This window comes from Tengunoibacter tsumagoiensis, assembly GCF_003967535.1.
In the GTDB taxonomy this organism is placed as follows: Bacteria; Chloroflexota; Ktedonobacteria; order Ktedonobacterales; family Ktedonobacteraceae; genus Tengunoibacter; species Tengunoibacter tsumagoiensis.
Genome location: NZ_BIFR01000001.1, coordinates 5,263,590 through 5,277,817 on the forward strand (window position 1 = coordinate 5,263,590; position 14,228 = coordinate 5,277,817).

General features: G+C 50.1%; 13 protein-coding genes. 2 read left to right on the plus strand and 11 right to left on the minus strand.

Going from position 1 to position 14,228, the window contains the following annotated elements:
* Nucleotides 1-558: 558 nt before the first annotated feature.
* From EL628_RS20935 to EL628_RS20985, 11 genes are all read right to left on the minus strand, one after another.
* On the minus strand, nt 559-1,149 hold the full coding sequence (locus EL628_RS20935) for a type 1 glutamine amidotransferase domain-containing protein (protein ID WP_126581794.1): 591 nt from the start codon (nt 1,147-1,149) through the stop codon (nt 559-561).
* 221 nt (nt 1,150-1,370) lie between these two features.
* On the minus strand, nt 1,371-2,336 hold the full coding sequence (locus EL628_RS20940; RefSeq protein WP_161975637.1) for a phosphotransferase: 966 nt from the start codon (nt 2,334-2,336) through the stop codon (nt 1,371-1,373).
* A 157-nt stretch (nt 2,337-2,493) separates the two neighbouring features.
* Nucleotides 2,494-3,075, minus strand: a complete 582-nt coding sequence (locus EL628_RS20945) for a GNAT family N-acetyltransferase (RefSeq protein WP_126581796.1) — start codon at nt 3,073-3,075, stop codon at nt 2,494-2,496.
* Between the two features lie 33 nt (nt 3,076-3,108).
* On the minus strand, nt 3,109-3,726 hold the full coding sequence (locus tag EL628_RS20950) for a response regulator (RefSeq protein WP_126581797.1): 618 nt from the start codon (nt 3,724-3,726) through the stop codon (nt 3,109-3,111).
* A gap of 137 nt (nt 3,727-3,863) precedes the next feature.
* The gene (locus tag EL628_RS20955; RefSeq protein ID WP_126581798.1) at nt 3,864-5,825 is read right to left on the minus strand and encodes an ATP-binding response regulator; all 1,962 of its coding nucleotides are present in this window, start codon (nt 5,823-5,825) and stop codon (nt 3,864-3,866) included.
* A gap of 301 nt (nt 5,826-6,126) precedes the next feature.
* On the minus strand, nt 6,127-6,570 hold the full coding sequence (locus EL628_RS20960) for a hypothetical protein (protein WP_126581799.1): 444 nt from the start codon (nt 6,568-6,570) through the stop codon (nt 6,127-6,129).
* A 196-nt stretch (nt 6,571-6,766) separates the two neighbouring features.
* The gene (locus tag EL628_RS20965; RefSeq protein ID WP_126581800.1) at nt 6,767-7,411 is read right to left on the minus strand and encodes a cytochrome c oxidase subunit 3; all 645 of its coding nucleotides are present in this window, start codon (nt 7,409-7,411) and stop codon (nt 6,767-6,769) included.
* A 70-nt stretch (nt 7,412-7,481) separates the two neighbouring features.
* Nucleotides 7,482-7,829 carry an aa3-type cytochrome oxidase subunit IV gene (ctaF, locus tag EL628_RS20970; RefSeq protein WP_161975638.1) on the minus strand — a complete coding sequence of 116 codons (348 nt, stop codon included), beginning with the start codon at nt 7,827-7,829 and terminating at the stop codon, nt 7,482-7,484.
* 80 nt (nt 7,830-7,909) lie between these two features.
* On the minus strand, nt 7,910-9,598 hold the full coding sequence (gene ctaD, locus EL628_RS20975; RefSeq protein ID WP_126581802.1) for a cytochrome c oxidase subunit I: 1,689 nt from the start codon (nt 9,596-9,598) through the stop codon (nt 7,910-7,912).
* Nucleotides 9,599-9,647: 49 nt separating this feature from the next.
* The gene (gene coxB, locus EL628_RS20980; RefSeq protein WP_245994262.1) at nt 9,648-10,796 is read right to left on the minus strand and encodes a cytochrome c oxidase subunit II; all 1,149 of its coding nucleotides are present in this window, start codon (nt 10,794-10,796) and stop codon (nt 9,648-9,650) included.
* Nucleotides 10,797-10,981: 185 nt separating this feature from the next.
* Entirely contained in the window at nt 10,982-11,866 is an 885-nt protein-coding gene (locus tag EL628_RS20985) for a cytochrome c oxidase assembly protein (RefSeq protein ID WP_126581804.1), read from the minus strand.
* 475 nt (nt 11,867-12,341) lie between these two features.
* Between EL628_RS20985 and EL628_RS20990 the strand changes: the two genes are divergently transcribed.
* Together EL628_RS20990 and EL628_RS20995 are read left to right on the plus strand one after the other, a co-directional pair.
* Nucleotides 12,342-13,256, plus strand: a complete 915-nt coding sequence (locus EL628_RS20990; RefSeq protein WP_126581805.1) for a heme o synthase — start codon at nt 12,342-12,344, stop codon at nt 13,254-13,256.
* Nucleotides 13,257-13,271: 15 nt separating this feature from the next.
* On the plus strand, nt 13,272-13,934 hold the full coding sequence (locus EL628_RS20995; protein ID WP_126581806.1) for an SCO family protein: 663 nt from the start codon (nt 13,272-13,274) through the stop codon (nt 13,932-13,934).
* Nucleotides 13,935-14,228 lie beyond the last annotated feature (294 nt).

Here is a 14,228-nt window from a genome sequence, read left to right on the forward strand (position 1 = left end):
AGGTTGCTTGTCTCCTGCCGAAATGTCCCATTCCGCTATGCCAGCCCCATCATAGCCTCTGTTCCCATGTTCCGTTTCTCATTGGTCGATAGAGGGGCTCACACAGCGGAGCAGGAGCAGAGGAAAGAGACAAGCAACTTTCCCTACTTTACATTGCAGGATATATGTTTTAGTGTGTGGAACGAGAAAACCAGTAGGGAAGGTCGCTCGTCTCCTTCCTAAATTTCCCGTTCCGCCATGCCAGCCCCTCCATAGCCTCTGTTCCCATTGTCCATTGTCCACTCGAGCTATGGAGGGGCTCACCGAGTGGAGTGGGAGCAGAGGAAAGAGACAAGCAACTTTCCCTACTTTACATTGCAGGATATATGTTTTAGTGTGTGGAATGATAAAAGCAGTAGGGAAGGTCGCTTGTCTCCTTCCTAAATTTCCCGTTCCGCCATGCCAGCCCCTCCATAGCTCAATTGGAAACAGTGCCATGGAAGGGCTCCCATAGAGGTGAAAAGAGACAGGCAACCTTCTAGAAACATTTGTCGAAAGGAATCAATGGAGAAAGCAGCGCTACGCCGAAAAGATATCCTGCGATGGCTGCAATTTATGGTTTTTAGATTCGGCAAACAGAGCTACCATTGCCGAATTAAAGGCTGGCAGGTCTTTGGGGCTGCGACTACTCACCCAATTCCCATCTCGCACCACTTCCTGATCAACCCAATGGGCTCCAGCATTCTTGAGATCGTCTTGAATGGTATAGTAACTCGTCATCTTACGCCCGTTAACACAACCAGCGGAGATCAAGAGCCAGGGAGCGTGACAGATAACTGCAATTGGCCTACCAGCTGAATTGATTGTTTTGACAAAGTTCTGAGCTTTCCCTTCCATTCGTAGCGTATCGGCATTAATTGCACCACCAGGAAGCAGGACAGCATCAAACTCTTCTGGCTTCACTTCATCCAACGTCTTATCAACGGGGAAACTATCGGCCTTCACATCATGATTCACACCCGTAACCTGGCCGGGTTTCGTCGAGATAATCATCGTCTGAGCGCCAGCATGCTCTAAAGCCTTTTTAGGCTCGGTCATCTCAGCCTGCTCAAAATCATCTGTGACCAGGATAGCGACACGCATACCAGTCAGTTTATGAACATTTTGCATTATGTGTACCTTCTTTCAGCCTGTTCAGACAATTCAGTGACATTTGGTACACGCACTCCAGGTCCAAACCGTGTCTCAGCTATAAGCAAGCTGCTCTCATCTTGCTGCCTTAGAGCCGACATTCAGTGGTAAACGGTTTCTTCCCTTTTTCTAGGAGGCCTGAGGAGAGGTTCAGAACAATAGGGGAGATATGAGAAGTCAATCCGTTCTTTCCGTTATCCTCAGCACAAGAAATCTTGAAGTTCTGCCCATCGCTGCACAAAAGGAAGAAATGGCCCTGGTTCCAAAAAGGCTCGTATGCGTTGATTTCCGTCTAGATAGATGGCCTGGTACTGCCAGAGATCATGTGCTCGCATCCACCCATAGGTGACAGCAGCTACTTCCAGTTCTGCTGATGTGAGCGGGAGAACGCAACGATATGCATCAAGAAAGATGCGACAGTCTCCTCTCTCAAGCTTACAGACATAATGGAGAGTTCGCACTACTTCCCAGGCACGAGGAGCTACGTATGACTGATCCCAGTCGATGACCGCACTCACCTGACCGTCTTCAAAAAAGAGATTGGTCTCCTGGTAATCTCCGTGGATAACCTGCTGCTCAAGCAAGGAAAGATCTTCCATATTGACCGATGGGGCTGTTATGAGCCAGGCGCGACGTTCAGCTAATTGAGATAATACTTGCCTGTCCTCATCAGTTATCTGCGGCTGAGAACGAATCGCTGTTTCAATAGTATCCATTGTTGCCAGCGTTGTTGGGAGATCAATTGCAAATGAGCGATGGGGAACCTGCTCCTGGGGGTAATCAGAAAGAGTCTGGTGAAGTTCACCCAGAAAGCGTCCCATAAGCATGATCTCATGTGATGTCAGGTCGCCACGAGCAATCTGGTATCCCGGAGCAAAAGGAAATAGCGCATAAAAATGTCCTCCCTGCTCAAAAACTCTCTCTCCATTCGATAAAGGCAAAGGAGGGAGAGCAGGAAGGCCGCACGCTTGCACATAAGCAATGAGGGTGTGTTCACAGCGAATGCGCCAGCACTCATCAGCGGTGTAGCGATATGCCCGTAGCGCGTAACTTCCATGAGTCGTCTTGAGTAAGAGTGTGCGATGAATGGTTCCGGTTGCAGGTGTCCATGTGGAGAGAATAGGTGGGAGGTTCCAGGTACGACGCAGATCAGAGAGAGCAAGCATGAATCTCATAATCTCCTTTAGTAATCTCTGGCTCAGCGATGATTGAGCCTGCTCCAAAGGCAATTGAAGCAGGATATTGGACAGCAAAAGATGCGATTATCCAGGTTGAAAAAGAATATCTCCCTGAAGAATATTTACAAGATATGTGCTGGCTTATTCAACGGCTATAAAGATCAGAAGAGAGCACCTTGACTTTATGTTCATAAAGATCAGGCCCTATCTGGATCTGCTTATCTGTATGATAGCCAAGCCGCTCATACAGGCGGCTGGCACGTGGATTAGTAAGGTCTACAAGCAATGACATCTTTATGTATCCATGCTGCCGGGCACGCTCCTCCGCTGCTGCAATCAGCTCCGTCCCAATGCCTCGCCCACCATATTCTGGCGAGACCGATAACGTATCGATATAGTATTCATCGTCATTGGCCTCTTTGGGAAAAGTCATCTGCGGATCCTGATGGAGAGCACGCAGCCGCTCAAGCAAAGGAAGGTCAAGCTTCTCAGCCTCATCACCACCGTATAACAGAATCAGGCCAACAATCCGCTGATCCAGTTCTTTTACCAGTGCCTGTTGATAGCTCAAACGGTTAGAGGGAAGGCTGAAGAAATGTTCAAGCAGAGAGAGGATCTCTGGTTCTTCAGTCGCTCCCGTCAAGAGTGTAGCAACGTTGCGAAGAGCGGCATACATTAAACGGGCCGCAGATGGTGCATCGGTAACTCGAGCTGATCGAATTGTCATGTGAGTTGTCCTTAAAAATGCCCTCGGTGACTTTTAAGCACTTGTTTGCGATAAAGTTGGTGCTATCTCATTCTGACTGGAATGCGTACCCACACCCCACATAATAATAGCCATGGCCACAATTACAATCCCGACAATCGCGATGGCCAGTTGCATCAACATCCCTGTAACAACCAGCAACATTCCTGCGGCAGTGATGATAGGCCAGATGCTTGGTGCCGTCTGCTGGCGGTACGTCGCTAGCAGACGCTCTTCAGCCTGCGCCACCTGAGCAGCCAGGCGCTCTGCTCGTACTTGCAACAGATGGGTGGCAGCAGTATAGAGCGCACGAGCATCAAAGGGTTTACTTAAACAGACAGCCTGCTCTGGTAAAGAAGTCTGAACAGGGGATTGATCCCAGGAGAGGAGAACGGTAGGAAGTTCAGCCAGAGATGGATCTGCCTGGACATGTTCAAGAAATGCCAGATTACGATTGACGCCACTATCAATGTCAACAACCAGAAGATCAAACACAGTCTCTGGGTACGTTGGTGTACTGGCACAGGAGTTGGCCTCAATTACTTGCCAGCCCTGGTGCTGTAAGCCCAATGAGATAAGTCTGCGAAGCGATGGATCAGCCTCAACCAGCAGAACGGTTGGCCCCTGCGACATGGTGCACCTCAATAAACTGCAAAGTCAATCATTCCAAAGATATTCTACTTGAAAGCATACGCAGTGCACATTACAATGGCTTAAACACCCTCAGGGGCATTCCTTACAAAAACCTAAACACAGAAGCCTGAACAAGTTTAAGGTAATCTGGCAAGCTTGTACCCTACATCTGGTACGGTGAGAATATATTTGGGATGACGGGAATCGGCCTCGACTTTACGGCGTAGACGGCTGATATAGACCCAGATAAAGTCGATATCACGATTATATTCTGGTCCCCAGACCTTCTCTAATAAGAGCTCATGGGTCACAACCATACCAACATTCTGTGCCAGCGTGCTGAGCAACTTGTACTCTGTCCGGCTCAGTTGCACTGTCTTCCCCTGGACAGTAACGATATGCTGAGCATAATCAATGCTGAGATCGCCAGTACTGAAGATAGACTGATTCTGCGTATGCTCGGCGGGAGGGGCCTGCCGTCTGAGCAGAGCTCTCACACGGGCCAGCAGTTCTTTCATGCTAAAGGGCTTGAGCACAAGGTCATCGCAACCTAAATCAAACATCTGAACGCGCTCATCCTCATCGCAATCATCACAGAGCATCATGACGGGAATCGTGGAAAATTCTCGCAGACGCTGAAGGATCTCCAGGCCGCTCATGTCAGCCAGGCTCATGGAGAGCAGGATAATATCAGGCTCTTCTAGATCCAACTGACGCAAAAATTGAATACCATGGTTCACGGTCTGCACACGATACTGTTGTTCTTCCAGGTTTGCGCGCATATACCGTAGCAGGCGGGGATCATTTTCGGCCAGCAGAACTTTCACACGTCGATCCTGTCTGGCAAAGGCTGGTCGCGTTTTCCGCTGTGGAACAGGAGCACTCTCCTCTACCAGAAGCGGAAGCGCTGCACTCAACGCTTTTTGAGGAGCAAAAGGGATCGTAAAGTAGATCGTCGCACCCTGATTGAGCCCCAGTGAATCCGCCCAGATCTTCCCACCATGAGCCTCAATGGTCGCTCTGGCCGCCGAGAGACCAAGACCACTACCAGACGCGCTCTCATCTTGCGTGGGAACACGATAGAAGCGATCAAAGATACGGTCAAGATGCTCGGCCCCAATCCCAATTCCTTCATCGGAGACGCCCACACGCACCTCTATCTCATTAGACTCTAACTGAATATGAACCACGCGGCCAGCAGGTGAATAAGCGACAGCATTCGCCAACAAGTGGTTCACTACCTGCTCAATCCTCACTGCATCGCAGATCACTGACGGAACATCTGGCGGAATAGAGAGCACAAAACGATGCTCGGTAGCCTGCTTCTGCCAGCGCTTGACCAGTTGCAGGAGGAGTTCTGAGAGCTGGACCTGAGTCAGACGGAGCGCCTGGGTTCCAGCATCGAAGCGCCAGACATCCAATAATGTATTCAAAACATCATGCAGGCGATCAGACTGAGTATCGATCATCTGGAGCATCTCGCGCTGCATAGCGGGGTCCCAACGTGCCGAACCGCCAAGCAGAGTCGTCGCACAACCTTTAATAATGGCCAGCGGCGTCTTTAATTCGTGAGCGGCAAGAGCCAGCGTTTCGGCACGCGACTCGACTGCTGCATGCTCCAGCGTAATATCATCAAACAGCACGCCGCGACCCAGTAGTTGACCTGACTCATTGTGTAAAGGAAAGGTGCGTACACGCAGCCATGAGGCGGCTGCATCGGTCAGAGCAAGCTCGGTCGAAGCCTCTTGTTCGGGCGCGGACCAGATCTTTTTGAGTTCGGCGCGCGCCGTCTGGGGATCTGCGGCCAGAGAGAGCAGGTGTGAACAGACGTCAAAGGTCTCTGACTCCTCCAGGACAAGCTGATTGACTCCAAGCAAGCGAACAGCACTCTGATTGGTATAGGTAACATTCTCACTCTGATTGAGGAGCATAAAGCCACTGCTCATGCTCGCCCCCAGTTCAGTGAGAACGCTATATTCACGCGAGAACCCGACCGGAATGCTTACAGCCTGTGCCGCAGAGAATTCCGAGGATGTTCGTGTATCAGTGAGCCAATTGCTATTGGTTCGTGTTGTATGATTCACATCAGAGGAGCCCATCCGGAGACAACCCTTTCCGCCTATGTGTGGACATTTATTAGACTAATCCTATTTTAGCAAAAAGAGTCAACCGTACCTCTACCTTTCAGCCACCTTACAATGCCCTTACAGAGCTCAAAAGAGCCTGTGAAGCGCATCGCTCAGGCCTCATAAGAGGAAACCAAAATGGCTATCCTGATAGGCACTTCTCGCTACAAGCAAAGACCCTGCACTTTTCGCAGCCGTAACAACCAGAATGGCTCAACTCTCCATACCTCCAGAGGTAGAGAATTGAGCCTATCTGCTGTTTGTCCGGATGAGCTTAGTGCAGGGCTGCGACCACGACAATCAGAGCAAGGTGGAAGAGCATAGCCACCAGAAAAAAAGTGGCAATAAATACGATCCACCGACGGTCGCTGATATATTGGCGCACTCGCGTGGGATAGGCCATTGGCCAGCGCTCAGACGCGACCAGACCGATTGCAATCCTGAGACGGAATGGAGAACGGAGCGGTGAGCGGCTCATCTGCGCTACTACCTGCTGGTAACAGGTCTTACAAAGTACCCATGAAAGCCGTGGCTCGGGCACATCCTCTGCTTCGCGTATGGAAACAGCGTCGAACCAGATATGTTTTGTACAGACTGAACATTGCGTGGCAATTCGCCGCCGCTGTTTTTTTTCGTCAAGTGCAACAATTGGCTCGCCACTATGCATTGCCTCTTTCATGGCACTCCCTTTCTGTCTCCAGGTCTCTACCAATTCCATAGCACCAACATCTATCCCCTAATTGTACCATATCAAACGTGCCTATCCTTCGTACACAAGAAGCAAAAGGGAAGTGAAACGGGTAGAAACAGACTCAGATTCACGCAGCATCGCGCAATCTCTCTAGAATGAAAAAAACAGAGTGACCTGACACCCTTCACAGAATGCCAGGTCAACTCATGAGCACCTACATGTTTTAGCCGCGCAGCAATGGCAGCAGATAGACGACGCTGAACACAAAGATCCAGACACCATCAACAAAGTGCCAGTACATCTCGGCTGCTTCAACCGCAAAATGATTTTTTGCCGTAAAATCGCCGCGAATACCGCGGATCAGACAGATGATCAGGAATAGCGCACCGATCGAGACGTGAATACCATGGAAGCCAGTAATCGTATAGAAGGCTGATCCCTTGGTTCCCAGAGTCATCGTAAAGTTCTGGCCGTAGAAGTCCACATATTCGTAGACCTGTCCGCCCAGAAAGATCAGACCCAGCACAATCGTGCCGATCAGACCAATAATCATCTTCCTCTGATTGCCCTTACGGATCGCAGAGCCAGCCATATGCATAAAAATGCTACTGGAGAGCAGGATAATCGTATTCAGGCCAGCAGGGAAGGCCGCAGCTGGCAGATGAGAACCCAGAATCTCCGCTTCAGGCAACTGCCAGTTGGCTCCATCGCGGATGTAGAGATAGAGAAAAACAGCGATCAGGTTTGCAAAGATCAGTGCCTCGGAGGCGATGAAGAAGATCATCCCCCACCAGTTCAGGCTACGGCCACCCTCTTCGTGACCCTGCTCTTCAAAAACCCGAACCTGCTCGCCATGAGCAGAACTCATAACAGTCACTCCCCTATGTTAAGGTATCAGCACAGGTGTGCGTGCCCATGTTGCGAACACGCTCCGGAGCTTAACGACGTTCTAATGTCCAACCAAGAACGGCAACTATCACCAGGATAATGCCGACCCCCAGCATATACGGATTCGAGACACACCCAAAGAGCAATGCAGCCACCGCAAAGGCCAGAAACACAGGCCAGTAGCTGGGCTTAGGAAGAATCTCATCAACGCTAACCAGCCGACCCTTTTTCTTGACACGCTTCTTTTCAACGACCGGAGCCGTTTGATCCTCAACCGTTGTTTCAGTCGAGGGAGCTTCCGTATCAGGAGCTGCTGTCGCTGTAACCTCATCCGCAGCTGGTGAAGAGGTCAGCTCACCCTCTGTTTCAATGCTTTGTGCTTGCTGCTTTTGCGCCACGATAGTACCTCGTTTAATTTTCTTTCCACTCTATGCCAGGACAGACCGAGAGAGGTGATCCTCCTCGGCCCTTTCCTCAGTTAGTGAATAACAGATTTCCAGTCGGCCACTTCTGGATACTTCTTGTCATAGAAGGGGCGACGGCTACGAACCACTGGAATCTCCAGGAAGTTGTACTTCTTTGGAGGAGAGGTCGTATCCCACTCCAGCGTAAAGGCATCCCAGGGATCATCGCCAACCTTCTCGCCATCCTTCAGGGTCTTAATGATATTGATCATAAAGATCACCACCGAGATACCCAGAACCAGGGCACCAAGGGAGGCAAGCACATTCAACTCATTCCAACCCAGGTTACCTGGGAAGGTATAGACGCGGCGAGGCATACCCAGAATACCCATCAGATGCATGGGGAAGAAGGTCAGGTTCATACCCAGGAAAGCCAACCAGAAGTGGGCCTGTCCCAGGCGCTCATTGAGGATCTTACCGCTGAACTTAGGGAACCAGTAGTAGATACCCGCAAAGATGCCGAAAGCCGAACCACCAAAGAGCACATAGTGAATATGAGCAACCACAAAGTAGCTATCGGTTACCTGGTAGTCAAAGGGAACTACGGCCAGCGCAGCACCATTGAGACCACCAATCAAGAACATAGCCACAAAGCCCAGGCAGAAGATCATTGGCGTCGTAAAGCGTAAACGACCACCATAGAGCGTCGCCAACCAGTTAAAGATCTTTACAGCCGTTGGAATAGCAATCAGGGTTGTGCTACTGGCAAAAAATGCCTGAGCGATTGGAGGCAGACCAACAGCAAACATGTGGTGAGCCCAGACCGTAAAGCTCAAAAAGCCGATAGCGACACCGGACCATGCAATAAAGGTATAGCCAAAGATCGGTTTGCGCGAGAAGACCGGCAGAATCTCTGAGACAATACCAAAGGCTGGCAGAATGAGAATATACACTTCAGGATGGCCAAAAGACCAGAATAAGTGCTGCCAGAGCAAAGGATCACCATGATTAGCATACTGATAAAAGTGCGTGCCCAGGTGACGATCCAGCAGTAACAGAATGCTTGCCACCGTCAGGCTAGGCAGAGCAAACAGCAGCAAGAACGACATCACCAGGATCATCCAGGTGAAGAGAGGCATGCGGTTGATGCTCATACCAGGAGCGCGCAGGCGGAAGATCGTGACCACAAAGTTTAGCGAACCAGTGATCGACGAAATACCCAGCAGCGTCGTCCCTAGAATCCAGAAGTCGGCATTCATGCCAGGAGTACACTGGAAACCATGGCCACAACCAGCCAGACCCTCATTCAGAGGAGCATACATAAACCAACCACCATTTGGTGCTGCACCAAACAGGAAGCTGGCCTGCAAGAAGACACCACCGAAGAGCAGCACCCAATAGCCAAACGCGTTCATGCGCGGATAGGCCATGTCACGGGCACCAATCATCAGAGGCACGACATAGTTACCGAAACCAGAGAGAGCCGGAATCACAAACAAGAAGATCATCGTCGTGCCATGCATCGTAAAGATCTGGTTGTACGCTTCCGGACTGAGCACCTTGCCATTTGGTTGAGCCAACTGGGTGCGAATAAGCATCGCCTCCATGCCGCCCACCAGGAAGAAGAAGAAGCCAGTGATCAGATACATCAGACCAATCTTTTTATGATCGGTCGTTGTAAGCCACTCACCAAGATAGCTTTCGCTAAAGCTCCTGCGACGCACACCAGTTGTGGTGATCTCGTCGACTGTGCGAGTTGCCATGAACAATTCCTCCAATATCTAACCCTAAGTTCACAGGGGCCGACTGAGGCTATTTGAGACTCTCAAGATAGGCGACCAGCGCTTTAATCTGATCATTTGTCAATTGACCAATAGCCATATCGTTACCAGGCTTCACACCTTGTGGATCATGCAGCCATTTGGCAAGGTTACAATTGGCCAGGAGATCAGAGGCCGACTGATCAGTGTTACATTGACTGCTATTGTTATCCAATACGCCGCCAGCGATCAGACCACGACTTCCAAAGTGCGTCAGATTCGGTCCCAGAGGACATTCGTTGTTATTCAGATCCTTGGGATTGCTATCATCACAGACTTTGGCTGTGTCGATAAACTGCTGGGCATTGACGCCAACAATACCATGGCAGCCAGCACAGGCACCAGCACCCTGGAAGATCTTCTGGCCCTCTTCAGCCAGGCTCCCCGAAGCAGGTGTTGCAGCATGCTGACTCTGCGCAGTGAGCCAGGACTGGAAGCCATCCGCAGACTCCACCTTTACCTCAAAGCGCATATTACCGTGTTGAGCACCACAGAACTCAGCACAGATACCCACAAAGGTCTTGCCAACCGTGTCATCGTCGGCCTTAAACCACTTCTTGTTATCATGGCCGGGGACCAGATCGGTCTTACCAGTCAACTGGGGAACCCAGAAGCTATGGATCACATTGTTTGAGAAGAGATCCACATGCACGACCGTTCCAGCAGGAATAACCAGTGTATCAGCCGTCGTAATGTTGTACTGCTGATAATGGAACTCCCACCACCACTGATGACCAATCGCCGTTACATTGACCGTCTTTGAATCAGCCGGCTGAGCATCGGGGGCCACCTGGAAGAGACCACGGATCGTAAAGACAAGAATCACAAGCAAGAAAAAGGTTGGGATAGCGGTCCAGAGAATCTCCAGCGCAAGACTTCCATGATTCTGTCTGGGATTGACTGAATCTGGGCGCTCACGGAACCGGAAGATGGAGTAGACCAGCATACCTTCGACGCCCACAAACACAACAGCAGCAATCACGAGGATCACCCAGAAGACAAAGCCTTCCTGCTGTGCCACAAAACCACGGGCATCGATGATGCTGGGAGACTGCTCTCCACAAGCGGATAGAAGAATGGAGGACAACAAGAGGCTACTCAATAAAAGTAACCATCGATTTGTCCTGCGAAATACAGGCATCCTCACGTCTAAATCTCCTAAGAACGTTGTTTAACGATGGATTATGATGTCATTGTTCAGGCGACATTCTTTCCATTTTACTGGTGTAGTGTAGCGACGGAGCCTAACACAAAACTTGCAATTTTTGAGGTGCACCTTACAAGAACCTGAACATGAAAGTGCAGTGAAACATCCTACCAACAGGCTTATAAGGCCTGCCCGCTCATGTCAGTGCTCTCGTCTAGCTCTTCCTCCAATGCATACAGCCTGAGCTCCTCCTCTTGCTGCTTACGCTCTTGAGCAAGCATCCAACGCAGGAAGAGGACGCTCGCCACAATAATGTAGGCGATATTCGCTGGCACCCACATGATCAGACCCCCCAACTGCTGGTCGGTCGCCGGTGAGATGCCCCAGACTCGTGGAGCATATATATAAGGAGCATAGAGCGGACTCATAAAGGTCAGACCAGCCCCTAACGCGACTGTGGGCATGCCGCCAAGGAAGATGTACAGGATCTGCCCACCCATTGACAGTCTCGGCAATCCCGTTGTCAATGGACTAAAGACTGGCCACCAGTAAATTACAGCCAGAACAATAAAGGTTAGATGCTCAAATAAATGGAGATAGGGATCATAGAGTGTGCGATCATAGAGCGCGGGCGCATGCCAGAGCCAGAAGTTCACATTATACAGCGTAAAGGCTACCGCTGGATACGTCAGAACACGCCCAATACGCAACAGCACAGGCTGCTTAAGTGCCAGTTGTACCAGCCAGGCTGGCGTCCCCACAATCATCAATGGCGGACCCACAATGGTCAGGAGTAGATGCTGAACCATATGAGCACTAAAGAGGTAATCATCGCCTAGAGCATCCAGAGGCGAGAAGAGCGAGAGAAAAATACAATTCACGCCCAACAGAAAAGCCACCATCTGTCCCGTTGTGACTGGCTCGCCGATCTGCAAACGCTCGCGTAGCGGTCCAACTGCATAGAGGTAGAGGGCAATGACTATTATCGTCCCTCCAATAATGGTTGGCTGCCAGTTCCACGCAGTCAACCAGAAATTTAGACCCAGACCAACATCTGCGAGCATGAATATGAACCCTTTCTCAAAAACCCCCTACCTTGCTTCATATTCAAACGATTCTGTGCGAATATGAACCCTTCCTCAAAAACCTCCTACCTACTATAGCAGGGGAAGCGCAGAGCAACAAGAGAGAAAAACTTCCGAGTATGGTCCGACTGACAAACATTCAGGTAATTGTAAGGTGGACTTCAGGGATTGCAAGGGCTCTATCAGGAGAGGCGACGACAATAGGCAAAGTCGCAATCCCTTGTCTCATAGGGATCTACTCCTCCTCGCTTTCGTGCGATAAAGCTTTATAGCTCAAAGAGGAGTGTCAAAAAAAACTATCAGGTCAGTCTGGCCATCAGGCGCAGCGGCGTATATCTGAGATCAATGAGATCAAAAGAAATCAAATAAGATCAGGCCAGTTTTTAACGTCACCATACATTAGCGAAGGTCTCAAAAAGTGAGTCGGTAGACCTCGAAAGAACAGAGATTGGATATGATAGAGACACAGATTACCCCCACACAGGGGTCACTCCGTCAGACCATCGCCAGCTATGTTAACCTGATGAAACCTCATGTGACCGTCCTTTTGCTGGGCGTTACGGTGGCTTCGATGGCAATTGCTGGTCGTGGCTTGCCCTGGAAATGGGAGACGCTACGCTTGGTTCTGGGTACCTTGATTGGCGGAGCTATGGCCGCTGGCAGTGCCAACTGCATTAATTGTTATATCGATCGTGATATCGATCAGATTATGGGGCGTACGCAGAAACGTTCCATCCCTTCAAAGAAAGTTCAACCAACTCAGGCTCTTATTTTTGGCGTCTTGCTCGGTGCTCTCTCTTTTGTCATTCTCTACGGGCTCGTCAATCTGCTCAGTGCCATCCTGGCTTTCTCCGCTATTCTGTTCTATGTCTTTGTCTATACTCTGGGCCTGAAACGGACAAGCACCCAGAATATTGTCATTGGCGGAGCCGCTGGCGCTGTCCCTGTCCTCGTAGGATGGGCCGCTATGACGAATAATCTGAGCCTGGCTGCTATCTGGCTCTTCGCAATCATTTTCTACTGGACTCCACCACACTTCTGGGCCCTCTCGCTTCTGATTAAGAAAGACTATGAGAAGGCCGGTGTGCCCATGCTACCAGTTGTGATGGGAGACGAAGAGACACGCAAACAGATCCTCCTCTACACCCTGCTTCTGGTTACTGTCAGTATCGTTCTCTTTGCGATGCATGCTATGGGGTATATCTATCTGGTCGGAGCTCTGATCCTGGGCGGGATTATGCTGTACATGGCAGTTCGCCTCTGGCAAGAGAAGACCAAAGATTGGGCCAAAACCCTGTTCTGGTTCTCTAATTGCTATCTGGCCGCAATCTTCGCTGTCATGGTCATTGACCGCGTTTTGCACTTCTAGGAACGGTACACATTTATGACTAGCATACGTATGAGCTGGCGACTCGCCTCACGGCTCTCTGTTATTACGTTCGCAGTTCTGGTAATTATCATCGTTGCTCTCGTACAGGCCACTAACGGGAGCAAAACACAGAATGGCGATACGACGAATAATACAACGACCTCGGTCACCAGCGATGGCCTGCAAGGCGTTGATCTCGGCGGCAAAGTAGCTCCAACCTTTCAACTAACCGATCAATACGGGAAGTCGGTCAGTCTGGCAGATATGAAAGGGAAGCCAGTTATCCTGACCTTCCTGTATACAAACTGCCCTGATATCTGCCCGCTTACCGCAGAACATCTTCACAGCACTCTTCAGGCATTGGGAAGTGATGCCAGCAACGTCAATATTCTGGCTGTTAGCACTGATCCAAAGCGCGATACGACCGAGGCTGCCCTTAACTTCTCTCGCCAGCATAATATGCAGGATTCCTGGCATTATCTGGTGGGCACGCAAGAACAGCTCTCGCCCATCTGGTCCAGCTATAGTGTCTACGCTCAGACGCAGCAGCAGATTGTCAATCACACCTCAGCGCTCTATCTTATCGACAAACAGGGGCACGAGCGCGTCTTTATGAACGGCGACACTTTTACCCCCAGCCAGCTGGCCGCTAACATCAAAATTCTGCTCAAAGAATAGCCTCTCGCTTATTCTATGGCCTCAGGCATATCATTCCACTGCGACTATGGTCGTCGATCGTACAAGCACCCCAAACATACTCTACGTGTTCTCAGGGTGCTTGTACTGCACAACCAACATACATGTGTATTAAGGTTTCATAAATACTGCCTCTTTCTCCCGTCCTACAATTGACTGAAGCTATTCCATGAGTTATCCTATAGAATATGTAACTTTTATACTCATTACAGAGGCATATAGCCTAAAATAATGAGTAAGTTTGTGACTTTTTATATATTTTATTAGTACTTTGGA